Source organism: Pedococcus sp. P2_E4 (assembly GCF_056403935.1).
Genome location: NZ_JBFUEO010000046.1, coordinates 1 through 23751, shown reverse-complemented (window position 1 = coordinate 23751; position 23751 = coordinate 1). Strand labels below are relative to the sequence as shown.

Genomic DNA, 23751 nt, shown 5'->3' with positions numbered 1-23751 from the left:
TCCCCGCCTCGCCCCGTCCCGGTACCGCCGGGCCGCGTCCCGGCGCAGCGGCACCGCGTCCCGGCGCACCGCGTCCGGGCAACAACCCCTTCGCCCCGTCGCAGGGCATGCGCACCGGCCGTGACGGTGGTGGCTCCCGCGAGGGTGGCGCCGCGCGTCCGGGCAACAACCCGTTCGCCCCGTCGCAGGGCATGCCGCGCCCGCAGAGCCGTCCCGGCGCTGCCGGCCCGCGTCCCGGTGGCACGGCAGGCCCCGGTGGCCCGCGCCCCGGTGGTCCGCGTCCCAGCCCGGGCATGATGCCCGACCGCAGTGCGGTCGGTCGTCCCGGTGAGCGTCCCGCCCGTGGCGGTGGCCGTGGTCCCGGTGGCCCTGGTGGTCCCGGTCGTGGCCCCGGTGGTCCCGGAGCCGGTGGCCCCGGTGCTCCCGGTGGTGGCTTCGCCGGTCGCCCCGGTGGCGGTGGCTTCCGTGGTGGTGCCGGTCGCGGCTCGACCGCGGGTGCGTTCGGCCGCGGTGGCGGTCGCCCGGTCCGTGGACGCAAGTCCAAGCGCGCGAAGCGCCAGGAGTTCGAGCAGATGCAGGCTCCGTCGCTGGGTGGCGTCACCGTCCCCCGTGGCGACGGCAAGACCACCATCCGCGTTCGTCGCGGCTCGTCCCTGACCGACTTCGCCGACAAGATCAACGCCAACCCGGCCTCGCTGGTGACCGTGCTGTTCCACCTCGGTGAGATGGCCACGGCGACGCAGTCCCTCGACGAGGACACCTTCAAGGTGCTCGGCGCCGAGCTCGGCTACGACATCCAGGTCGTCTCCCCCGAGGAGGAGGAGAAGGAGCTCTTCGACGCCTTCAACATCGACCTGGCAACGGGTATCGAGGGCGAGGACGACGAGGACCTCGAGGCACGTCCGCCGGTCGTGACCGTCATGGGTCACGTCGACCACGGTAAGACGCGACTGCTCGACGCGATCCGCAACGAGGACGTCGCCGGTGGCGAGTCCGGTGGCATCACCCAGCACATCGGTGCCTACCAGGTGCACAAGGTGCACGAGGGCGTCGACCGCCCGATCACCTTCATCGACACCCCGGGTCACGAGGCGTTCACCGCCATGCGTGCCCGTGGTGCCAAGGTGACCGACATCGCGATCCTCGTGGTCGCCGCCGACGACGGCGTGATGCCGCAGACCATCGAGGCGCTCAACCACGCCCAGGCTGCGGACGTGCCGATCGTCGTGGCGGTCAACAAGATCGACGTCGAGGGCGCCAACCCGTCCAAGGTGCGCCAGCAGCTGACCGAGTACAACCTCGTCGCCGAGGAGTACGGCGGCGAGACGATGTTCGTCGACGTGTCGGCCAAGGCCGGCCAGAACATCGACGCGCTGCTCGAGGCAGTCCTGCTGACCGCTGACGCGGCGCTCGACCTGCGGGCCAACTCCGACCGCGACGCCCGTGGTGTCGCGATCGAGGCCAACCTCGACCGTGGCCGCGGTGCCACGGCCACGGTGCTCGTCCAGGCCGGCACGCTGCACGTCGGTGACGCCATCGTCACGGGCTCGGCCTACGGTCGCGTCCGCGCGATGCTCGACGAGCACGGCAACAACCTCACCGAGGCCGGTCCGTCCCGCCCGGTGCAGGTGCTGGGTCTGTCGTCCGTGCCGCGCGCCGGTGACACCTTCGTGGTGGCGCCGGACGACCGCACGGCCCGTCAGATCGCCGAGCGTCGTGAGGCAGCCGACCGCCAGGCCTCCCTGGCCAAGGCCCGCAAGCGCATCTCGCTCGAGGACCTCACCGAGGCCCTCGCGGCGGGCAAGGTCGAGACCCTCAACCTCATCCTCAAGGGTGACGTGTCGGGTTCCGTCGAAGCGCTCGAGGACGCCCTGCTCCAGATCGACGTGGGCGACGAGGTCGACCTGCGGATCATCGACCGCGGCGTCGGTGCGATCACGATGAACAACATCAACCTCGCGATGGCGTCGAATGCCGTGATCATCGGCTTCAACGTCCGCGCCGAGGGCCAGAACGCCGACTACGCCGAGCGCGAGGGCGTCGAGATCCGCTACTACTCGGTGATCTACCAGGCCATCGAGGAGATCGAGGCGGCGCTCAAGGGCATGCTCAAGCCGGAGTTCGAGGAGGTCGAGCTCGGCACCGCCGAGATCCGCGAGATCTTCCGGTCGAGCAAGTTCGGCAACATCGCCGGTTCCATCGTGCGCAGCGGCGAGATCAAGCGCGGCACCAAGGCGCGGATCACCCGCGACGGCGTGGTCGTCTCCGAGAACGTCGAGATCGCCGGCCTGCGCCGGTTCAAGGATGACGTCACCGAGGTCCGTGAGGGCTTCGAGTGCGGTATCAACCTCGGGTCGTACAACGACCTGCAGCTCGGCGACCTCATCGCGACCTACGAGATGCGCGAGAAGCCGCGCGCCTGACCTCACGGCGCAGCCGGGAGCCAGTCTCCCGGCTGCGCGTAGGTCCGGAGGGTCCTGAGCCGCCACCCCACACCACGACGCAGGAGGAACCCCATGGCTGACGCCGGACGCGCCCGCAAGATCGCCGACCGCATCAAGACCCTGATCGCGGCGAACGTCGAGTCGATCGTCAAGGACCCCGACCTGGGCTTCATCACCATCACCGATGTCCGCGTCACGGGGGACCTGCAGCACGCGTCGGTGTTCTACACCGTGTTCGGCGACGAGGCGCAGCGCGCCAGGACGGCGGCGCTGCTCGAGAAGAACAAGGGCCGGCTCCGCTCGTTCGTGGGGCAGCAGATCAAGATCCGGCTGACCCCCAGCCTCGACTTCTTCGCCGACGCCATCCCCGAGACGGCGGCGCACATGGAGGACCTGCTGCGCGAGGCCAAGGAGCGCGACGCCGCCGTGGCGGCAGCCGCCGCCGCGGCCACGTATGCCGGGGACGCCGACCCGTACAAGAAGCCCGAGGCCGACGACGAGGGCACCGAGGCCGCTGCCGAGGTGGTCGTCGAGGGCGGCCCCCTCGCCGAGGTCGACAGCGAGACCGATGCCCGCGCCTGACGGGCTGCTCGTCGTCGACAAGCCGGCAGGCTGGACCAGYCACGACGTGGTCGGCCGGGCGCGACGGCTCTGCGCCACCCGCAAGGTCGGCCATGCCGGCACCCTCGACCCGATGGCGACCGGCGTGCTCGTGCTCGGCATCGGCCGCGCCACCCGGTTGCTGACCTTCCTCGTCGGCTGCGACAAGGACTACACCGCCACCGTCCGGCTGGGCCAGACGACGGTCACCGATGACGCCGAGGGAGAGGTCACGGCGTCGGTGCCCGCCGGCCACCTCACCGACGACCAGGTCGCGGCAGCCGTCGCAGGCCTGACCGGTGAGATCCAGCAGGTCCCCAGCTCGGTGTCCGCGATCAAGGTCAAGGGCGAGCGCGCCTACCACCGGGTCCGGGCCGGTGAGGACGTCGAGCTCCCAGCGCGACCCGTCACCGTGAGCCGGTTCGAGGTCCTCGCGACCCGCGCGGGTGACGTGGACGGCATACCCGTGCTCGACGTGGACGTCGAGGTCACGGTGAGCTCCGGCACGTACGTCCGGGCGCTGGCCCGCGACCTCGGGGCGTCGCTCGGGGTCGGGGGTCACCTCACCGCCCTGCGCCGCACGAGGGTCGGCGCGTTCACCCTCGACGGCGCCCATGACCTCTCCGCGCTCGGCGAGCTGCTGGACGCCGAGGGGGCCGAGGCGATGCCCGTGACGCCTCTGGCCGCCGCGGCACGCGCCCAGTTCGCGGTGCGCGAGCTGACCCCCGAGGAGGCGACCGCCGTCGGCTACGGGCAGCGCCCCGAGTCGGCCCAGCCGGGACGCACCGAGCCGGTCGCCGCGTTCGCCCCGGACGGGCGGCTGGTCGCGATGCTCGACGAGTCTGGGCCCAAAGCCAGGGCTCACGTCGTCTTCGCCCCTGCCGGTTCGTAGAGTGTCCTCCGTGCAGCGCTGGACCGACCCCACCGAGACGCCCGCCGAGCTGCGACCCTGCGTCGCGACCTTCGGCAACTTCGACGGCGTCCACCTCGGGCACCGGGCGGTCCTGGCCCGGCTCGTCGAGGAGGGCGCGACCCGTGGCGTGCCGGCAGTGGCAGTGACCTTCGACCCGCACCCGGCTGCGATCTTCCACCCCGAGACGCTCGAGCTCATCGCCCCCGACGGGCTGCGCGACGAGCTGCTCGAGACGACCGGCATCGACGGCCTGCTCGTGCTGCCGTTCACGCGCGAGTTCGCCGACCAGACGGCGCAGGAGTTCGTGGTCAGCACGTTCGTCGACACGCTCGCCGTGAAGGCCATCGTCGTGGGCGAGGACGCCCGCGGTTTCGGCCGTGGTTACACCGGCGACGTGCAGACCCTGCGCGACCTCGGCGCCGAGCACGGCTTCGACGTCGTGGTGCTCGACGACCTCGGCGACACCGAGCGCTGGTCGTCCTCGGCCACCCGCCGCCACCTCGACGCCGGCGAGGTCGCCGAGGCCGCGGCGATCCTGGGTCGCCCGCACAAGATGGTCGGCACCGTGGTCCACGGGGCCCACCGCGGGCGCGAGCTGGGTTACCCGACCGCCAACCTCGCGGCCGACTCCCTCGGCCTGGTCCCCGCCGACGGGGTGTATGCCGGGTGGCTCACCCGGTTCGGACACGACCTCGAGGACCCCGAGCGCACCCTGCCCGCGGCCATCTCCGTGGGCACCAACCCCACGTTCGACGGGACGGTCCGCACGGTGGAGGCGTACGTCCTCGACCGCACCGACCTCGACCTGTACGACGAGACGGTGGGTGTGGAGTTCGTCGACCGGATCCGCCCCACGCTCAAGTTCGACTCCATCGACGACCTGCTCACCGCCATGGCCGGAGACATCGAGAAGTGCCGACAGGTCCTGGCGTCGATCGTCCCCTCCTGACCCCGCGACGCGCCTCGGCCGGCGGCGGCCGGTGGGTCGCCCTCGCCGGGGGCGCTGGTCGGTGGGCCCACAGCGACTGGGCCCTGCTCATCGCGGCGCTGGGGCTGTCCCTGATCGGCGCCCTCCTCGTCTGGTCCGCGACCCACGGCCAGGCGGGCACGGCATACCTCGTCCGGCACCTGTTCAACACGGCCATCGGGGTGGTCCTCGCCGTCCTGGTGACCCGCATGGGCTACCAGCGGCTGCGGGCGCTCGCGCCCGCGCTGTACGTCGTGTCCGTCGCGGGGCTCGTCCTCGTGCTCACCCCGGTCGGGTCCACGGTCAACGGCTCGCACTCGTGGATCCTGCTGCCCGGTGGCTTCTCCGTGCAGCCGTCCGAGCTCGCGAAGGCCGCCCTCTGCGTCGGCCTGGCCATCATCCTCGGCGAGCGGCTGGACCGCGGCGCGCAACCGGACGGGCGGGACCTGGCGCTGGCCGCCGTGGTCGCCGCGGTCCCCATCGGCCTCGTCATGCTGCAGCCGGACCTCGGCTCCGCGCTGGTGCTGGCCGCCCTGGCGTTCGGGGTGGTTGCCGTGGCAGGGACACCCAAGCGGTGGCTCGCCGCGGCGGTCGGGCTCGTCGCGGCCGCAGTCGTGGTGGCGCTGACGACGCCGGTGCTGAGCGACTACCAGCGCGACCGGCTGACCGCGTTCGCCGACCCGCAGGCCGACCCGCAGGGGATCGGCTACCAGACGCGGCAGGTGCGGATCGCGATCGGGTCGGGTGGCTGGACGGGACAGGGTCTGTTCGAGGGGCGGCAGACGCAGGGCGGCTACATCCCCTACCAGCAGACCGACTTCGTGTTCTCGGTGGCGGGGGAGGAGTGGGGCTTCCTCGGGGCCGCGGGCCTGCTGTTGCTGCTGGGGTTCGTGGTGCTGCGAGCCGTCGTCGTCGCGGCGCGTACGCAGGACGCGTTCGGCCGGCTCGTCGGGGCCGGCGTCGCGGCCTGGCTGCTGTTCCAGGTGTTCGAGAACGTCGGGATGAACCTCGGGCTGATGCCGGTGACCGGGCTTCCGCTGCCCTTCCTGTCGTACGGCGGTTCGTCGATGTTCGCGTGCTGGCTGGCGGTGGGTCTGGTCAACAACGCCCACGTCGCCTCGCAGCGGCGCTGACGCGCGGCTGCGACCGGCACCCGGCACCTTCGCCGGGCGGAGACCGTTAGGTCACAATCACCGCCTTTGGCCCCACGCCCGTGCCCCCACATGGCACTATCCGGGGCATCCCCTGGACCCAGCCGAGGAAGGTCAATGACGACTCACACCATGCACACCGCCGCCGCCGAGCGGGTCAACGAGGCCGCGATCACGGAGCGGGCGACCAGCGTCGCCCACCTGTTCCGGGACCGCGCCGAGAAGAGCCCGCACGCGGAGGCATTCCGTTTCCCGGGAGAAGGGGACTCCTGGGCGTCCGTCACCTGGTCCGAGGTCCGCGAACGGGCCTGGCGGCTCGCTGCCGGTCTCGTGGCGCTCGGTGTCGAGCCCGAGGACCGGGTCGCGATCGCCTCGTCGACGCGCTACGAGTGGGCGCTGACCGACCTCGCCATCATGTGCGCGGGTGGCGCGACGACCACCATCTACCCGACCACCATCGCCCCGGACGTCGCCTACATAGTCGCGAACTCGGGCAGCCTCGTCGTGTTCGCCGAGGACGACGCCCAGATCGCCAAGCTCCGAGAGCGCCGGGTCGACCTGCCGGCCGTGAGCCGGGTCGTGACGATGGACGGCACCCCGGACGGCGACTGGGTCATCAGCCTCGACGAGCTCGAGCAGATGGGCGCCGAGCTGCTCGCGACGAACTCCTCGGCCGTGGACGACCGGATCGACTCGCTCCAGCCGCACAACCTCGCGACGATCATCTACACGTCCGGCACCACGGGCCGGCCCAAGGGCGTTCGGCTCGACCACAACGCCTGGACCTACCAGGCGGCCGCGGTCGACGCGATCGGCATCCTGAGCAGCAAGGACCTGCAGTACCTCTGGCTGCCGCTGGCGCACGTCTTCGGCAAGTTCCTGCTGACGCTGCCGATCCAGTGCGGCTTCCCGACGGCCATCGACGGCCGGGTCGACAAGATCGTCGACAACCTCGCCGTCGTGCAGCCGACCTTCATGGGCGCCGCACCGCGCATCTTCGAGAAGGCGTTCGGCCGGATCACGCTGATGATGAAGGCCGAGGGCGGCCTGAAGGAGAAGCTGTTCGAGTGGTCGGTCGGTGTCGGCACCCAGGTGGCGGCGCTGCGCGCCCGCGGTGAGGAGCCCTCCGGGTTGCTCGCCAAGAAGCTCGCGCTGGCCGACAAGCTGGTGCTGCACAAGGTGCGCCAGCGCTTCGGCGGCCGGATCCGGTTCTTCATCTCCGGCTCGGCGGCGCTCAACAAGGACGTCGCCAGCTGGTTCGAGGCGGTCGGGCTGACCATCATCGAGGGCTACGGGCTCACCGAGACCAGCGCCGCGTCGTTCGTCAACCGACCGGGCTCCAACGTGATCGGCACCGTCGGCTGGGCCCTGCCCGGCACGGAGGCGCGGATCGCCGAGGACGGCGAGATCCTGCTGCGTGGTCCCGGCGTCATGGAGGGCTACCACAACAAGCCCGACGAGACGGCCGAGACCAAGGACGCCGACGGCTGGCTCCACACCGGTGACATCGGCACGCTCGACGAGCGGGGCTTCCTCAAGATCACCGACCGCAAGAAGGACTTCTTCAAGACGTCGGGCGGCAAGTACGTCGCGCCGTCGCTGATCGAGGCGACCTTCAAGGGTCTGTGCCCGTACGTCAGCCAGTTCATGGTCTACGGCGCCGACCACAACTTCGTCACCGCGCTGGTCACGCTCGACCCCGACGCCATCAAGGACTGGGCAGCAACCCGCGGCGTCAGCGGCGACTACAAGACGATCGTCACCTCCCCGGAGGCCCACGAGATGGTGCAGATGTACGTCGACACCCTCAACGTGAACCTCAACCGGTGGGAGCAGATCAAGAAGTTCACCATCCTCGACCACGACCTGACGATCGAGGACGGCGACCTGACGCCCAGCATGAAGCTGCGCCGCAAGGCCGTCAGCGACAAGTACCAGGAGATGCTGGACTCGCACTACACGAGCTAGTCCGAGTCAGTACTTGGATCTGGTCCACACCGGACGCGCAGGCAGGTCGGCGACGAGGGGCACGAAGCGGTACCACCCGTGCTCCTCGACCGCCGGCCCGCCTTCGCCGTCCCGGACGCGCAGCATCCGCCCACGGACGGGCACCACCAGGACCCCGTCGGGGGCGAGCTGGTCGACCAGCTCGCCGGGCAGCGTGGTCGCCTGCGCCGACACGAGGATGCGGTCGAAGGGCCCCTCGTGGGGGAGGCCCAGCACCCCGGGCACGGCCGCGGACAGGTGAGCCCACGGCATACCCGCGCAGGCAAGGTTGGTGGCCCCGAAGGTGACGAGCTGCGGGACCCGTTCGACACCGTGGACCGCACCCTGCGGGCCGGTGAGCCAGGCCAGGAGGGCCGTCGTCCAGCCGGACCCGGCGCCGACGTCGAGGACCCGCGCGCCGGGCGGCACGTCGAGCAGCTCGAGCATCTGGCGGACCGTCGTGGGCTGGCTGTTGGTCTGGCCGTGACCGATGGGCAGCGGGGCGTCGCGGCCGCTGTGCGCGCGCTGGCCGGGCGGGAGGTAGTCCTGCCGCGGCACCGCCAGCATGGCGGCCGCCACGCGTGCGGCTCCGTCCACCCACCCAGTATGCGGCGGCGCGTGGTGGGTCGCGCAGCCTGCGCGGTCGCGCAGCCTGCGGCCCGTGGCGGGGCCGAACCACCCGGCTCGTGGGACCACGCTGCGCAGGCGGCCCCCGTTCGGCTCGTTTTCGGCATGCGGGTGCGGCGCGGTTACCCTTGACCCACCATGAGCCACGCCCCCGGTACGTCCGTGTTCCCTGCCCTCGAGCCGCTGCTCGAGCAGGTGAGCAAGCCCATCCAGTACGTCGGCGGCGAGCTGAACTCCACCGTCAAGGACTGGAACTGCGGCGGCTACGGCCCCGGCGGCGAGGAGCTCACCACCCGCTGGGCGCTGATGTACCCCGACGCGTACGAGGTCGGGGTGCCAAACCAGGGCGTCATGATCCTCTACGAGGTGCTCAACGAGCGCCCGGACGCCCTGGCCGAGCGGACGTATGCCGTGTGGCCCGACCTTGAGGCCCTCATGCGGTCGTCGGACGTCCCCCAGTTCACCGTGGACGCCCACCGCGGGGTCCGCGACTTCGACGTGTTCGGGGTGTCCTTCTCGACGGAGCTCGGCTACACCAACATGCTGACCGCCCTCGACCTGGCCGGCATCCCGTTGCACGCGGCCGACCGCACCGACGCCGACCCGATCGTCGTCGCCGGCGGGCACGCGGCGTTCAACCCCGAGCCGATCGCCGACTTCGTCGACGCGGCCATCGTGGGCGACGGCGAGGAGGCCGTGCTCGCGGTCACCGACCACATCGCCGCCTGGAAGGCGCAGGGTATGCCGGGTGGCCGGCACGAGCTCCTGCTGCGCCTCGCGAGGACGGGCGGGGTCTACGTGCCCTCGCTCTACGACGTGTCGTACCTGCCCGACGGGCGGATCCAGCGCGTGGCACCCCGCGCCGACGTCACCGGTGTGCCGTGGCGGGTTTCGAAGCACACCGTCATGGACCTCGACGCCTGGCCCTACCCGAAGCAGCCGCTGGTGCCGCTGGCCGAGTCGGTGCACGAGCGGATGTCCGTCGAGATCTTCCGCGGGTGCACCCGCGGCTGCCGGTTCTGCCAGGCGGGCATGATCACGCGACCGGTGCGCGAGCGGTCGATCACCGGCATCGGCGAGATGGTCGAGCGCGGGCTCGCGGCGACGGGCTTCGAGGAGGTCGGGCTGCTGTCGCTGTCGTCGGCGGACCACTCCGAGATCGCCGAGATCACCAAGGGCCTGGCCGACCGCTACGACGGCACCCAGACGGGGCTGTCCCTGCCGTCGACCCGCGTCGACGCCTTCAACATCGACCTCGCCAACGAGCTCACCCGCAACGGTCGCCGCTCCGGGCTGACCTTCGCTCCCGAGGGTGGCAGCGAGCGGATCCGCAAGGTCATCAACAAGATGGTGTCCGAGGACGACCTCATCAAGACCGTCGCGGCCGCCTACGGCGCGGGCTGGCGGCAGGTCAAGCTCTACTTCATGTGCGGGCTGCCGACCGAGACCGACGAGGACGTGCTCCAGATCGCCGAGCTCGCCAAGAAGGTCATCGAGACGGGCCGGCAGGTCTCGGGACGCCGCGACATCCGGTGCACCGTGTCGATCGGCGGGTTCGTGCCCAAGCCGCACACGCCGTTCCAGTGGTGCGGACAGCTCGGCGCTCCCGAGACGGATGCCCGCCTCGAGAAGCTGCGTGACGCGATCCGCTCCGACCGGCGCTATGGCTCGTCGATCGGCTTCCGCTACCACGACGGCAAGCCCGGCATCGTCGAGGGGCTGCTCTCGCGAGGCGACCGTCGGGTCGGACGCGTCATCGAGCAGGTGTGGCGCGACGGTGGGCGCTTCGACGGCTGGAGCGAGCACTTCTCCTACGACCGCTGGATGTCGGCGGCTGACACGGCGCTCGCGGACGAGCCGGTCGACGTCGCCTGGTACACCACGCGGGAGCGCGGCGAGACCGAGGTGCTGCCGTGGGACCACATCGACTCGGGTCTCGACAAGGAGTGGCTCTGGGCCGACTGGCAGGACGCCCTCGACGAGACCGAGGTCGACGACTGCCGCTGGACGCCCTGCTTCGACTGTGGCGTGTGCCCTCAGATGGGCACGGACATCGAGATCGGCCCGACGGGCAAGACCCTGCTGCCGCTGACCGTGCTCGGGGCCGGGCGCAAGGACATGCTCGCCACCACGGGCGCAGCCCCACACCAGCACTGATCGACCGCACGAGCCCACCCGGCCGGAACCGGGTGGGCGCGGGGACGTGATGGGTCAGGGGACGACGAGGACGTCCCCGACCATTCCCATGTCGTCGTGGATGGCGCAGATGTAGGGGAACTTCCCCGGCGTGGTGAAGGTGACGTCGAACGGGGCGCCCGGAACGAGGACACCACTGTTGAGGTCGCCCCCGGCGAAGTGGGTCGGATCGCCGGAGGGAGCCAGGATCGCCAGTCCCGGGGGCTCCTCGCCGAAGGTCACCGTGTGCGGTGCCCCGGGTCCTGCCACGTAGAACGACACCGTCTGGCCGACGTGCACCACGAGGTGGTCACGGACGAACCGCGAGACCCCGAAACCCTCGCCGTCCACACCGACCAGGACGCGAGTGCCGTTCGTGGCATGGGTCTGCCTGGCGTCGCGCCAGGCGTCGCGCCCGTGGTGGAGCGCCGCGTTGGCCTGCTGCGTACCCGCCCGGTCGTAGTCCTGCTGGGTGTAGGGGTAGGCGGTGCCGGCCGCGCGGACGTGCACAGTGCCCGTCATCATCAGGCCGTGCAGGAGGCAGTAGTAGGTGAACTCGCCGGTCGTGGGGAAGCCCAGGCTGTAGCTCGTCGCCGGGTCCGTGAAGACGAAGATCGGCTGGGTGGCCAGGATTCCTGAGTTGGCATAGGCGCTGCCGTCCACTACGGACGGGCCCGCGCGCCCCGTCTGCGAAGGATCGAAGGGGTTGAACTCCGGCAGCGTCGTCCCGGGCGCGAGGAACGTCACGGTGTGTGGCTCTGCGCTGTTCGAGGTCCAGTGGACGGTGTCCCCGGCGTTGACCCAGATCTCCTTGGGCAGGAAGGCCATCGCGGTGACGGCCATGTCAGGTGTTTCGGCACCGACGCGGACGTGCCACGTGACGGGCCCGGGGGTCGCCGAGGCGCTCGAACCCAAGGCGCCAGGGATGGTGAGGGCGGTGACGGACAGGACGGCCAGAACGAGCCGTCTGAGCATTGGCTTGCCGCGCATGGGTGCTCCTCAGGGCAGGGCTCACGGTCGCGGTCGCGACCGCGTCGGATTGCGCGTGGAGCCCTTCAGCGCGTGCGTTCCAGGTCAAGGGTGCTCCCCCTGCTCGCACGCGGGGTCATGCCTTTGGGTGATATCCGCGGTGTGGCTCCACGTGTCCCGCGGCCCACCCGGACCTGCCGGAGGGGTCCGGTCGCCCTGTCCGACCGGACCCCTCGGTTCAGCAATGCGTCACGGGCTCGACTCCCCGTTGCCGTTGTCGATCGTCAGGGACGACACCTCCTCACAGCTCGCCGGGATGTCCCGCTGCCCGGGGTTGGTGCTGTCATAGCTGACCCGCCACGCGAACGACCCGGAGGTCGTCTGTGACGGCGCGTTGCCCGACAGGACTGTCTGCGGCGAGGCGCCGGAGACCGTCTTGGTCGTCGAGAACGCGCTCGAGCCGGTGCAGGTGCCGTTCGTGAAGAACTCGAACGACACGGTGCCCGCCATGGCGCCGCCGGCTGTCGCAGACACGGTCACCGAGTCGCTCGGCACCCACGTCTGCGCGCTGGTCAGCGACGACGGCACCGTGTTCACGACGACGTCCTCGTTGGTGTCGTCGCAGGCGGTGTTGTGCGTCGTGGCGTTGTTGTTCGGCAGGTTCCCGCTGTACGAGGCAGCCCAGTGGTACGTGCCGGGCTGGCTCGGCTGGAACTGCGGGTTCGGCGTGCCGTAGCCGCCATTGCCGCTGACGGTGACCGCCGCCGAGGTGTAGGCCACGGTGGTGCAGTTGTTCGGCCCGTACAGGGTGAACGTGATGGTGCCGCCCGCAGCCGCACCGCCGGTTCCGGTCAGGTTGATGACCGGGTTGGCCGGCTGGGTGGCCAGGCCACTCAGCGTCGCGGTGTCGGAGACGGTTCCGCCCAGGACCACGTCATCGCTGGCGGATGTGGCGAGCCCCGGCGTCACGGGGTTGACCGTGAAGCACTCGCTCGCCCTGGAGTCGCTGGAACCCGGGATCCCGTTGGCGGAGTCCCCGCTCCAGGCGGCGCGCCAGCAGTACCGGCCCGCAGAGGTCACGTAGGCCGCCGGCGAGAGAACCGTGACCGGGTATGCCGTGCCCGTCAGGTTCGTCGAGCCGACCGAGGTCCCGCCGCTGGTGCACAGACCGGGGGAGTCGACCTTGCACAGCGAGAACGAGACCGAGCCCGTCGGGGTGGCGGTGCCACCGACGACGTCGACCACGGCCGAGTCCTTGACCTGCACCACACCGGTCCCGATGGACAGGCCTCCTGCCGGGATGTCACCGCCGGCGCCGGTCTTCGGCGTCGTGACGGTGGTGGAGGTGCAGTTGGTGATCGGCGGGGCGTTCTTCAGGATCGTGTCCTTGTAGTCCGCCGTGTCGGAGTTGCCCGTCACCGTGCTCGGGATGGTGTTGGCGAACGTCTTGCACGCGGTGCTGCCGCCGAAGATGGTGGCGGTCAGGTCGACCGCTGCCTCGCCGCGGAACCCGTCAGCGCTGTACTCCGCCTGCGAGACCGCAGAGTTGAGCTGCGACGCGGCGCCGAGGGTCAGGTTGGGTGCCGTGCCACTCCAGGTGCGCAGGAACAGGTCCTTGCTGCCACCCTGCTGGTCCCACAGGATCATGAAGTCGCCCGCCTTGCGGTTCGCCCACGGGTTGCAGCTCGCGATCAGCTGCGCCTCGGTGGCGGTGTCGTAGGCGCAGGCGGCAGGTGCCGCGTTCTGCATGAACTCGTAGGCGATGAAACCGCTTCCGCTGTTGGCGTCGCGCTCCCAGGCGAAGTAGAGCCAGTCGTGGTTGGGAGCCGCGGTGTCCCGCTCGGTGTCCAGCCAGGCCCGCCGCAGGTCGACCTGCCCGTTGGGGTTCGTGGTGTCGAGCATCGGCACCGCAGCACCGTGGATGACACCGATCTTGGTGACGTTGGAGTTCTTGGGGCCGAGCTCCTTGACGTTCCCGAACGGGTCGGGGAGCTCGGTCGTGTTCGCGTCCGGGATGTTGCCGTCGATGTTGAACGGGCCGTCGGCCGCATAGGCCGCCAGCGGTACCGCCAGCGCCGAGGCGACGACCAGCCCTGCGATCGCCACCGCCGACTTCAGTCTCGACCTGCGTGTGCTCCCGTTCGCGCCCCCAGCTACGGTCATGCGTCGCGCCATGACTCCTCCATCTCCGATCCACCCGACCCGGGGCCGAGCCGGGACGGCAGCGCGTCGGCGGTGCGAGCCGCGGCGGCGTCGTCGGGGTCCCGGGTGTTCCCGGGGTCGAGGGCGGCGGGGTCGCTGTGCAGGGACGTCGTGTGCCGCCTCCACGCTAGATCGCCGCAGATGCTGGCGTGACCGCCATACGACGCAGGAGGAACTGCCCAAACCGGCGACGGGAGCCCAAAACCCGTCGGTGCCGTCGGGCGGACGGGCTGGCAAACCGATGACATTCGTCAGGGGGGCGAGCGCCGCCCCCGGTGTCTGATGAGACCGCTGTCCCCGGCGCGATCGGAGAACCCCGTCGCGTCCGGGCCAACCCGTCTCGGAGGTCACATTGTCACGTCTGTCGAGAACCACCTGCGCCGCCCTCGGCGCCGCGGCACTGGTCACCGCCACCGCCGCGTTCACCGCTGGCACCGCGAGCGCTGCGCCGGGCCACCAGCTGCCCGGCAGCGTCCCGTCCTGGGCGAACTCCCAGAACAAGGTCGGGACGGCCGCCTCGGGTCAGCAGGTGACCTTCCGGGTCTACCTCAACTACCGCGGCGGTGACGCGGCCGCGGCCTACGCGACGGCTGTCTCGACCCCGGGCAGCTCGAGCTTCGGCAGGTTCCTCAGCCCGTCGCAGTTCCGGGCCAGGTTCTCCCCGGCACAGTCCGACGTCGACGCGGTCTCGTCCTGGCTCACCAGCCAGGGCTTCTCCGTCGGTGCTGTCCCAGCGAACCGCAAGTACGTCGAGGCGACCGGCACGCTCAAGCAGGCCGGCGACGCCTTCGGCACCAGCTTCGCCGAGTACTCGACCCAGGGACACACGGTGCGCTCCAACACCAGCCCGCTCGTCGTCCCCGCCAACCTCGGACAGGTGCAGGGCGTCGTGGGGCTCGACGAGTCGCAGACGCTCGTCCGGCCCACCAGGGCGGCCCCGGCGCCGGCGGTGTTCCGCAACGCCGGACCCACCAGCGCGTACTGGGGCGAGAAGACGGTCCAGAACACGCCGACCCCGGACGGCACCGCCCTTCCGTCCACCCCCAGCGCCTTCGCGCCCACCGGCTACAGCGGCGTCCAGCTGCAGGGGCTCTACGGCATGACCGGTGCGATCCGCTCCGGCAACGACGGCTCCGGCGTGACGGTCGGCATCATCGACGCCTACGCCTCGCCCACCATCGAGTCCGACGCCAACACGTACTTCGCTGCGCACGGGCTGCCGACCTTCCGCCCCGGCCAGTTCAACCAGGTCGTGGCCCCCGGCATCTACAACCGCCCGCAGAACAACCGGCAGGACCCGCAGGGCTGGGCCGGCGAGGAGACCCTCGACGTGGAGGCCGTCCACACGATGGCTCCGGGTGCCCACATCACCTACATCGGCGCCCCGAACAACTACCGCGACATGGACGCGATCATGAACCGCGTCGTGGACAACCACCTCGCCGACATCGTGAGCAACTCCTACGGCTACGGCGGCGAGGCCCTGCCCGCAGGCACGATCAAGCCGTCGCTCGACACGCAGATCCAGGCCGCAGCGGAGGGCATGTCGCTGTTCTTCTCCTCGGGTGACTCCGGTGACGAGACCGGTGGTGTGGCCGGCGCGACGCCCAGCCCCGACTGGCCCGCGTCGAGCCCGTGGGTGACCGCGGTCGGTGGCACCAGCGCCGGTGTCTCGCAGTCCAACGGCCGGGTCTTCGAGCTCGGCTGGGAGACCGGCAAGTCCACGCTCGACAAGGCGACCACGACCTGGAACACCCCGGCGTACCTCTACGGCAGCGGCGGCGGCACCTCGCGCCTGTTCGCCCAGCCGTCCTACCAGGCCGGGGTCGTCCCCTCGGCGCTCTCGCAGCGGTACGGCGGTTCGGCCATGCGGGTCGTGCCCGACGTGGCGGCGCTGGGCGACCCGAACACGGGCATGCTGGTCGGTGAGACCCAGACGTTCCCGGACGGGTCGCAGCGCTACTCGGAGTACCGCATCGGCGGCACCTCCCTCGCCTCGCCGCTCTACGCCGGGATGTTCGCCCTGGCCGAGCAGAAGGCAGGTCACGAGTACGGTCTCGCGGCCCCCGTCCTCTACGCCGCCCGCCCGACCACCATCGACATCACGAAGGCAGGCCTCGGGAGCTACCCGGGCGACGTCCGTTCCGACTACGTCAACGCGTTCGACGCCACCGACGGCTACACGTACAGCGCCCGGTGGTTCGATCGCGACGACAACCTGACGATCCACGTCCGCCCTGGCTACGACGACGTCACTGGCGTCGGCGTCCCGAACGGGCAGGCGTGGCTCGACGCGGTCGCTTCCTCCTGACCGCGTTGCCGGCGCCGGCTGGCAGGGTCCCCCTTCGGCCCGACCGGTAGGCGCCACCCGCTGGATCCTCGTGCGGACGGATCCAGCACCGCCCGCTCACCTAGGCTTCACGGCATGGGTGAGCGGGCGGCATACCTGTGTGAGCAGGTCGGCGAGGACACCCTCGCCGACCTCGTGAGGCTCCGCGCCCAGTGGTCGCAGGCGGAGGCGGACGGCGAGGAGCTCGCCGCCCGCATGCACCGCTGGTGGGCCCGGCAGGGCGACCGGCGGCGGGCGTGGGTGGTTCGCGACGCCGACGGGGTCGCCGTGGCGATGGGGAACCTCGCGATCTTCGAACGGATGCCCAAGCCGAACACGCTCGACGGCCGCTGGGGCTATGTCGGCAACGTGTACGTCGACCCTGCCCACCGCCGCCGCGGCGTCGCGTCACTGCTGATGACGACCGTGGTGGAGTGGGCCCGCGCCGAGCAGCTGGAGCGCATCGTGCTGAACCCCAGCGAGATGTCGGTACCGCTGTACCGCTCGCTGGGGTTCCGGCCGGCCGACGACCTGATGCGCCTCGACCTGGACTAGCTGGACATCCTCGGCATCGACGCGCTGGCGAACCACGGCTGGTGGAGGTCCAGGTACCTCATGTCGGACACCTGGGACATCTCCTCCTCGAACTCGCGACGACGGTCCTCGGGCATCTCCTTCTTCTCACCGACACGGGCCTCCTCCTCGCTGCGGAAGGAGATGGTCTCGGTGAAGAAGCCGTCCTCGTCGATGGCGATGGTGCCGCCGATGATCTCGGGCCGCTGCTCCTGGAGCATGTCCATCGGCTGGTCCATGAAGCGCCGGAAGCGCTCGGGGTCGCTGAGCCGGCCCTGCATGACCTGCACGAAGCCCGCGTCGTCGGACCCGCCGTTCAGGAACATCTGGGCGTTGTCGCAGTCGTGGAACATGACGTCGCCGTCGAAGCACTCCGACATCTTGGTGAACCACTCACCCTGCTCAGGCCTGGTGGAGTTCCTGGCGGCGGCCTCACGGCTCTCGAACCTGACCACACCGACGAACTCGTCGTCGTCGGTGATGCCGTACGTCCCACCCAGCCAGCCCTCGGCCTTCGGTCCCAGCTGCTCGCGCCACTCGTCGGTCAGCCGGTGCATTCGGTCCGCGTCCCGGCACTTTCCCTGGATGATCTGGATGAACACCTCATACCCTCCGGTTCTCTCGCAGGGGCCGCTTCGCCCTGAAGTGGTCCAATCCTCGAAGGTACGCCGGGCCGACCGGGGTGTCATCGTCCCCTCGGCGTGGGTGCGCCCAGCGGTCGGGGGAAGGTTGCGCGGAAGGGGGTCCGGCCCCGGTGCAGGGGGCGCGCCGTCAGGCGAAGAGCGCCCCGACGACCTTGCGGAACGTCTCGGTGTGCTGGTCGACGTCCTCGCGGGAGGTGTCGGGGCACATCAGCGCCATGTTGTGGAACGGCGTCATGAGAATGCCGCGGTTGCACATCGCGAGGTGCAGGTAGGCGTCGAGGGCGTCGTCGGCGGCCGCCGCGGACTCCTCACCGGTGCGGGGTGCCGGGCGCGCGAAGCGGTACTCGGCCCTGGCCCCGAGCTGGCTCACGGACCAGGGGACGTCGAGCTCGTCCAGCGTCGCCTGGACGCCTGCCGTGAAGGCCGTCGCGAGCTCGGTCATGTGGGCGAACGCCTCGGGCGTCAGCACCTCGCCCAGCGTGGCGCGCATCGCCGCGGTGGACAGGGCGTTCCCGGCGAGGGTGCCACCCACCCCGCCGACGTCGACGATGTCGGCGTCCCCGGCCTCGGTGTGGGCTGTCACCGCCTCGGCCACCGCGCGGCTGATGCCGTAGGCGCCGCAGGGGATCCCGCCGCCGATCGACTTGCCGATGACGAACAGGTCGGGCTGGAGGCCCCACTCGCGCGTCGCGCCACCCCAGCCGGCGGAGAAGGTGTGTGTCTCGTCGACCAGCAGCAGCGAGCCGTGGCGCGTCGCCAGCTCCCGCACGCCCTCGAGGAAGCCGGGCTCGGGCAGCACGATGCCGATGTTGGTGAGTGCCGGCTCGGTGAGCACCACCGCGACGTCCCCGTGGGCCAGGGCCGCCTCGACCGACGCGAGGTCGTTCCAGGTCGCGACCCGCGTCGTGAGGTCGAGGTCGACCGGTGGCGCGACGTTGCCCGGGCGGCTCTGCGCCTTGCCGTCGGGCCCGGGCAGCGCGAAGGCCTCGTCGACCGACCCGTGGTAGCAGTACGCGAAGACCAGCACCTTGGGCCGCCCGGTCGCGAGGCGAGCCAGCCGGATCGCCCACCGGTTAGCGTCGGTGGCCGACAGCGTGAAGCTCCACAACGGCATACCGAACCGTCGCTCGAGCTCGGCCCCCACCCACTGGGCGTCGCCGGTCGGCAGCATCGTCGTGATGCCGCCGAGCTCACCGGCCCGTCGCTGCACCGCCGCGAGCGTCGGCGCGGGGGAGTGGCCGGCCATCGCCCCGGTGTCCCCGAGGGCGAAATCCACGTACGCGTGGCCGTCGACGTCGGTCACCCGGTTGCCCCGGGCGCGGTCGAGATAGAGGGGGAAGCCGCCGGACCACATGTTCATCCAGGTCATCGGGACACGACCGAAGAGGTTGTCGGCGGCAGCGAACAGCTCGCGGCTGCGCGGGTGGGCGGAGGTGTATGCCGTCTGCTCGGCGTGGAGGAGCGCCGTGAGCTGGGCGCGGTCGAGGGTGGCCATGGGGGCCACGCTAGGACCGCGGGCCGGGCGCCGGTGGCCGAGTGCGGATTCCGTAGGTCGCGCGTCGCCTCAGTGGCCGGGGCTCCACTCCGAGTCCCGCCCGAAGGAAGCCAGCAGGTCGCTCTGCGCACCACCCCGCGAGACGGCCCGCGGCCCGACCGCGCCGCCGGCGCGGTAGAGCTCCTCACGATCCGCGAACCAGCCGGCGACGGCCTCCACCAGTGCCGGGTCGAGGTGACGGTCCGTCCCGAGGGCGCTGGACAGGTCCCACGAGTGGACCAGGTGGTCGGTGGCCAGCTGCCACACGTACTCCGAGACGCCTGTCTCGCCGAAGGACAGCTGGACGACCCCGCCCTGCGGGAGCCGTTCGGCGACCGCCGAGGTCGCGGCCCTCGCGGCGTCGGTCGAGCCCGCGACCGGGTCGTCCCCCAGCACGTCCCCGTCGAAGCGCGAGCCCACCTGCTCGATCGTGCTGCCCTCCACGAGCGGGACGGTCCACAGGTCCTCGGACGTCACGTGGTTGACGAGGTCGCGGACGCTCCACTCCCTGCAAGGTGTCGGGGCGTCCCACTGGTCGTCCCGCACGGTGTTCACGACCTCGGCCCACCGCTCGACGGTGCGCTGGTACACGGTGTCCACGTCCATCAGGTCGTTCCGCTCTTGCCCGGTGCCACACGTCCACGGTGGCACGGCGCCCGCACCCCGACCATGGCTCGAACGGGCCACGCGTCATACCCTCCCTTTCTCCTCGTCTTGGGGGTGCCGGCGTGACGTATGGCTCACCCCTGCACCCCCAAATCCGGTCACCCCGGCCAAGCGGTCACCCGTGTCCGGGTGCCAGCGTCGGACGCCTAGGCTCGGGGCATGGCACGGCAGCGAGTCCCCGAAGGTCCCCCTCCCGCACCGGCAGTCCAGAAGCTGCGGGTGCGGTACGCCAAGCGGGGGCGGCTGCGGTTCTCCTCGACGCGCGACTTCCAGCGAGCCCTGGAGCGGGCGCTGCGCCGGGCGGGGGTGCCGATGGCCTTCTCGGCCGGGTTCCACCCCCACCCGAAGATCAGCTACGCGAACGCCGCGCCCACTGGGACCGCGAGCGAGGCCGAGTACTTCGAGATCTCGGTGACCGAGCAGGTCGACACGGAGTCGGTGCGGGCGGCCCTCGACGAGGCCCTGCCCGACGGGCTCGACGTGCTCGAGGTGGTCGAGGCCGCCCCGGGCGCGCTCGCGGACCGGCTGCAGGGCAGCGACTGGGTCATGGACTTCCCCGGCCTCAGCGAGGCGGACCTGCAGCGCGCGGCCGACCAGCTGCTGGCGCTGGAGCGGGTGGAGGTGACCCGCACCTTCAAGACCGGGCCCAAGACCTTCGACGTGAGGTCGGCCGTCGTGTCGATGACCACCGAGGCGTCGCAGCGGCCGGACTGTGCGATACTTCGGGTGGTCGTACGGCACACCACACCGGCCGTACGCCCCGACGACGTCCTGACCGCGCTGCGAGCAGCCACGGAGCTCACGCCACCGGCACCACCCCTGGTGACCCGACTGGCGCAAGGCCCGCTGCGACCCGCAACCGCTGGGGTGGCTGATCCACTGGCTGCCGACGAGGGCGGCGACGGCGCCTGACCCGGTGCCGCGCGACCTGCGCGAGCCGAGACAGGCGTAGCCCACCCGACTTCCGTGCCGGTGGCACCCGCCACCGACACGACGCAAGACCTCGCACCACGTGGCTGATCGGAGTCGCCCCTCACCGGGCACTCGGGTGTGGCCCTCGCCCCGTGGGTGACGGAAGGACGCCGAGATGGCCTCCCACGAAGACCTGTTCCAGCAGAACGCCACGGACGCCTCGGCTCACGACGCCGAAGGTGCCCCGCAGGCCGCAGACGCGAGCGACGCGTCAGCCGGCGACGCACCGGCGGGCGACGCACCGGCACCGGCCCGCAAGCGGGCCCGCCGCGCCACCAAGAAGGCCTCCGCGCCGGCCCCCAAGGCCGGCGCCCCGGACGCCAGCACCGACTCCGGCGCCGATTCCAGCGCCGACTCCGCTGCCGACTCGAGCACCGGCGCGACCCTCGCCGCCGACGCCGAGCCGGCTCCCGCGAAGAAGGCCGCACGCAAGACCGCGAAGAAGGCCGCCAAGAAGACCACCACCAAGCGCGCCAGCGCCAAGGCCGCTGCCGAGGCGGCCCCGGTCGAGCAGACTGCCCCGGTCGCCGAGGTCGACGAGGACGCCGTCGACCTCTCCGACGAGACCGTGGGCGGGCCGACGTCCGAGGCCGCCCCGACCGCCGTCGACAGCACCGACGACGACGAGGCCGCCGCGACCGTCCCCAGCTTCGGCGTCCTGTTCCAGGCGCCCGACCCCGCGGCTGCCACGCCGACCCGCACCCGCAAGCGCGCCACCGCGAAGGCCGGGGCCCCCGAGCCGCGGGCCGCCGCCGAGGCCCTGCCGGAGGCGGAGGACTCGCGTGAGGCTGCCGAGACCTCCGACGCGACCGACCAGACCGACAGTGCAGACCAGGCCGACCGCGACGACTCCTCCGACGGTGGTGAGGGCGGTCGTCGCCGTCGCCGTCGCGGCGGCAAGGGCCGTGGCCGCGGCCGTGGTCAGTCCGACGACGCGACCGAGAGCGGCGACGCCGACTCGGCCGAGGCAACCACCTCGGCGGACGCCGAGCCCGACTCCACCGGCCCTGACTCCGACGGCGACGCGGGTGACGACTCGACCACGAGCCGTCGTCGCCGCCGGCGCCGTCGCAGCGGTTCTGCGTCCGAGGGCGACGACCCGCCCGGCACCGTGACGCGCGTGCGCGAGTCGCGCCGGGACGAGCCGCAGAGCGTCAAGGGGTCGACGCGCCTCGAGGCGAAGAAGCAGCGTCGCCGCGAGGGCCGCGAGGCCGGCCGCAGGCGCACGATCATCACCGAGGCCGAGTTCCTGGCCCGCCGCGAGAGCGTCGAGCGCGTCATGGTCGTGCGGGAGCGCGAGGGCAAGACCCAGATCGGCGTGCTCGAGGACGACGTGCTGGTCGAGCACTACGTCAGCCGCGAGAGCAACGTGTCGATGGCGGGCAACGTCTACCTCGGTCGCGTGCAGAACGTCCTGCCGTCCATGGAGGCCGCCTTCGTCGACATCGGCAAGGGCCGCAACGCCGTGCTGTACGCCGGTGAGGTCAACTGGGACGCCGCCGGCCTGGAGAACAACCAGCCCAAGCGCATCGAGAACGCCCTCAAGTCAGGTGACCAGGTCCTCGTCCAGGTGACCAAGGACCCGATCGGCCACAAGGGCGCCCGGCTCACCAGCCAGATCTCGCTCCCCGGCCGCTACCTCGTCTTCGTGCCCGAGGGCTCGATGACCGGCATCTCGCGCAAGCTGCCGGACACCGAGCGCAGTCGCCTCAAGGGCATCCTCAAGGAGGTCGTGCCGGACTCGGCCGGCGTCATCGTCCGCACCGCGGCCGAGGGAGCCAGCGAGGAGGAGCTGCGCGCCGACGTGGAGCGCCTCACCAAGACGTGGGACAAGATCAAGGCCAAGGCGGAGTCCAAGGGCAAGGGCAAGGGCGGCGCCCCGGCGCTGGTCCACGGCGAGCCCGACCTGACCGTCCGTGTCATCCGTGACGTGTTCAACGAGGACTTCACCAAGCTCGTCGTCGCCGGCGACCAGGCGTGGGGCGAGGTCAGCGAGTACCTCGGCGACGTCGCGCCCGACCTCGCGGAGCGCCTCGAGAAGTGGGTCGGCACCGAGGACCTGTTCACGCGGTACCGCGTCGACGAGCAGATCGCCAAGGCCATGGACCGCAAGGTCTGGCTGCCCTCCGGCGGCTCGCTGGTCATCGACCGCACCGAGGCCATGACGGTCGTCGACGTCAACACCGGCAAGTTCGTCGGCTCGGGTGGAAACCTCGAGGAGACCGTCACCAAGAACAACATCGAGGCGGCCGAGGAGATCGTGCGCCAGCTGCGGCTGCGCGACATCGGCGGCATCATCGTCATCGACTTCATCGACATGGTCCTCGAGTCCAACCGCGACCTGGTCGTGCGGCGCCTGCTCGAGTGCCTGGGCCGCGACCGCACCAAGCACCAGGTCGCCGAGGTGACCTCGCTCGGGCTCGTGCAGATGACCCGCAAGCGGGTGGGCTCCGGTCTCATCGAGGTCTTCTCGGAGAACTGCGAGCACTGCGGCGGTCGCGGGATCATCGTCCACGCCGACCCGGTCGAGAAGTCCTCGAGCAGCGACTCGGGCTCGCGCGGCGGCTCGGGCCCCAGCTCGGGCGCCGGCTCCGACGGCGGCGGACAGCAGTCGTCGCGCAGCGGGCGCGGTCGCCGTGGCCGCGGCTCCTCGAGCGACTCGGGTGCGACCTCGCCGGTCCAACCCGTCCAGCCGGCGCACTCCGGTCCGACGCCGGCCCAGATCGCGGCCGCGGCCCACGCCGCCGCGCTCAAGTCGAGCGAGCACCACGACCACCACGACGAGATCCACGACGAGGTGCACGGCGACCACCACGAGCACGAGGCGCCGGCCCAGGACGAGCCCGTCGTCGAGGTCCACGAGGCCCACGACCAGGAGTCCGTCGAGGCGCAGCCCGCCGAGGCAGCGCCCGTCGAGACCGCAGCGCCGGTCGAGACGGCAGCGCCCGTCGAGACGGCAGCGCCGGTCGAGACGGCACCGCCCGCCGCGGCCCCGGCCC

Annotated in this window: 17 protein-coding genes; 11 read left to right on the top strand and 6 right to left on the bottom strand. The window is 71.4% G+C overall.

Annotated elements, in window-relative coordinates:
• The 6 genes from infB to AC1DV7_RS15995 form a co-directional block, all read left to right on the top strand.
• The coding region (gene infB, locus AC1DV7_RS16020; RefSeq protein WP_477598236.1) for a translation initiation factor IF-2 at positions 1 to 2423 on the top strand (2423 nt) is incomplete at its 5' end.
• Between the two features lie 93 nt (positions 2424 to 2516).
• Positions 2517 to 3026, top strand: a complete 510-nt coding sequence (gene rbfA / locus AC1DV7_RS16015; RefSeq protein ID WP_477598235.1) for a 30S ribosome-binding factor RbfA — start codon at positions 2517 to 2519, stop codon at positions 3024 to 3026.
• Positions 3013 to 3936, top strand: a complete 924-nt coding sequence (gene truB, locus AC1DV7_RS16010) for a tRNA pseudouridine(55) synthase TruB (protein WP_477598233.1) — start codon at positions 3013 to 3015, stop codon at positions 3934 to 3936. Before rbfA ends, truB begins: the two co-directional genes overlap by 14 nt.
• Positions 3937 to 3946: 10 nt before the next feature.
• Complete coding sequence (locus AC1DV7_RS16005; protein ID WP_477598231.1) at positions 3947 to 4906, top strand: bifunctional riboflavin kinase/FAD synthetase; 960 nt, start codon at positions 3947 to 3949, stop codon at positions 4904 to 4906.
• On the top strand, positions 4870 to 6057 hold the full coding sequence (gene rodA / locus AC1DV7_RS16000; RefSeq protein ID WP_477598229.1) for a rod shape-determining protein RodA: 1188 nt from the start codon (positions 4870 to 4872) through the stop codon (positions 6055 to 6057). Before AC1DV7_RS16005 ends, rodA begins: the two co-directional genes overlap by 37 nt.
• A 135-nt stretch (positions 6058 to 6192) precedes the next feature.
• Positions 6193 to 8043 (top strand): AMP-dependent synthetase/ligase, encoded by a 1851-nt coding sequence (locus AC1DV7_RS15995; RefSeq protein WP_477598228.1) that lies wholly within the window; start codon positions 6193 to 6195, stop codon positions 8041 to 8043.
• A 6-nt stretch (positions 8044 to 8049) separates the two neighbouring features.
• Here AC1DV7_RS15995 and AC1DV7_RS15990 read toward each other — a convergent pair whose 3' ends face one another.
• Entirely contained in the window at positions 8050 to 8658 is a 609-nt protein-coding gene (locus tag AC1DV7_RS15990; RefSeq protein ID WP_477598226.1) for a protein-L-isoaspartate O-methyltransferase family protein, read from the bottom strand.
• A 168-nt stretch (positions 8659 to 8826) separates the two neighbouring features.
• On the opposite strand from AC1DV7_RS15990, the gene AC1DV7_RS15985 reads away from it, so the two are divergent.
• Entirely contained in the window at positions 8827 to 10845 is a 2019-nt protein-coding gene (locus tag AC1DV7_RS15985) for a TIGR03960 family B12-binding radical SAM protein (RefSeq protein ID WP_477598224.1), read from the top strand.
• A 54-nt stretch (positions 10846 to 10899) separates the two neighbouring features.
• On the opposite strand, the gene AC1DV7_RS15980 is transcribed toward AC1DV7_RS15985, so the two are convergent.
• Both AC1DV7_RS15980 and AC1DV7_RS15975 read right to left on the bottom strand, forming a co-directional pair.
• Positions 10900 to 11853 carry a plastocyanin/azurin family copper-binding protein gene (locus AC1DV7_RS15980; RefSeq protein ID WP_477598223.1) on the bottom strand — a complete coding sequence of 318 codons (954 nt, stop codon included), beginning with the start codon at positions 11851 to 11853 and terminating at the stop codon, positions 10900 to 10902.
• 228 nt (positions 11854 to 12081) lie between these two features.
• Complete coding sequence (locus AC1DV7_RS15975; RefSeq protein ID WP_477598222.1) at positions 12082 to 13938, bottom strand: hemagglutinin; 1857 nt, start codon at positions 13936 to 13938, stop codon at positions 12082 to 12084.
• 448 nt (positions 13939 to 14386) lie between these two features.
• On the opposite strand from AC1DV7_RS15975, the gene AC1DV7_RS15970 reads away from it, so the two are divergent.
• Together AC1DV7_RS15970 and AC1DV7_RS15965 are read left to right on the top strand one after the other, a co-directional pair.
• The gene (locus AC1DV7_RS15970) at positions 14387 to 16345 is read left to right on the top strand and encodes a S53 family peptidase (RefSeq protein ID WP_477598220.1); all 1959 of its coding nucleotides are present in this window, start codon (positions 14387 to 14389) and stop codon (positions 16343 to 16345) included.
• A gap of 114 nt (positions 16346 to 16459) precedes the next feature.
• Positions 16460 to 16918: an N-acetyltransferase family protein gene (locus AC1DV7_RS15965; protein WP_477598219.1), complete on the top strand. Its 459-nt coding sequence runs from the start codon at positions 16460 to 16462 to the stop codon at positions 16916 to 16918.
• Here AC1DV7_RS15965 and AC1DV7_RS15960 read toward each other — a convergent pair.
• From AC1DV7_RS15960 to AC1DV7_RS15950, 3 genes are all read right to left on the bottom strand, one after another.
• Positions 16915 to 17538, bottom strand: a complete 624-nt coding sequence (locus AC1DV7_RS15960) for a hypothetical protein (RefSeq protein ID WP_477598218.1) — start codon at positions 17536 to 17538, stop codon at positions 16915 to 16917. The two genes, AC1DV7_RS15965 and AC1DV7_RS15960, sit on opposite strands and share 4 nt — an antisense overlap.
• Before the next feature lie 169 nt (positions 17539 to 17707).
• The gene (locus tag AC1DV7_RS15955) at positions 17708 to 19075 is read right to left on the bottom strand and encodes a transaminase (RefSeq protein WP_477598216.1); all 1368 of its coding nucleotides are present in this window, start codon (positions 19073 to 19075) and stop codon (positions 17708 to 17710) included.
• A gap of 69 nt (positions 19076 to 19144) precedes the next feature.
• Positions 19145 to 19720: a TIGR03086 family metal-binding protein gene (locus AC1DV7_RS15950; protein ID WP_477598214.1), complete on the bottom strand. Its 576-nt coding sequence runs from the start codon at positions 19718 to 19720 to the stop codon at positions 19145 to 19147.
• Positions 19721 to 19939: 219 nt separating this feature from the next.
• Here AC1DV7_RS15950 and AC1DV7_RS15945 point away from each other — a divergent pair, with 219 nt between their 5' ends.
• On the top strand, positions 19940 to 20692 hold the full coding sequence (locus tag AC1DV7_RS15945) for a TIGR03936 family radical SAM-associated protein (protein ID WP_477598212.1): 753 nt from the start codon (positions 19940 to 19942) through the stop codon (positions 20690 to 20692).
• A 175-nt stretch (positions 20693 to 20867) separates the two neighbouring features.
• Positions 20868 to 23751 (top strand): Rne/Rng family ribonuclease (locus AC1DV7_RS15940; RefSeq protein ID WP_477598210.1); only part of this gene is annotated, 2884 nt, incomplete at its 3' end.

Coding starts and splice junctions, on each gene's coding strand:
- AC1DV7_RS15995 (WP_477598228.1), top strand. CDS start 6,193: ATGACGACTCACACCATGCACACCGCCGCCGCCGAGCGGGTCAACGAG.
- AC1DV7_RS15965 (WP_477598219.1), top strand. CDS start 16,460: ATGGGTGAGCGGGCGGCATACCTGTGTGAGCAGGTCGGCGAGGACACC.
- AC1DV7_RS15955 (WP_477598216.1), bottom strand. CDS start 19,075: ATGGCCACCCTCGACCGCGCCCAGCTCACGGCGCTCCTCCACGCCGAG.
- AC1DV7_RS15980 (WP_477598223.1), bottom strand. CDS start 11,853: ATGCGCGGCAAGCCAATGCTCAGACGGCTCGTTCTGGCCGTCCTGTCC.
- rbfA (WP_477598235.1), top strand. CDS start 2,517: ATGGCTGACGCCGGACGCGCCCGCAAGATCGCCGACCGCATCAAGACC.
- AC1DV7_RS15950 (WP_477598214.1), bottom strand. CDS start 19,720: ATGGACGTGGACACCGTGTACCAGCGCACCGTCGAGCGGTGGGCCGAG.
- AC1DV7_RS15985 (WP_477598224.1), top strand. CDS start 8,827: ATGAGCCACGCCCCCGGTACGTCCGTGTTCCCTGCCCTCGAGCCGCTG.
- AC1DV7_RS15945 (WP_477598212.1), top strand. CDS start 19,940: ATGGCACGGCAGCGAGTCCCCGAAGGTCCCCCTCCCGCACCGGCAGTC.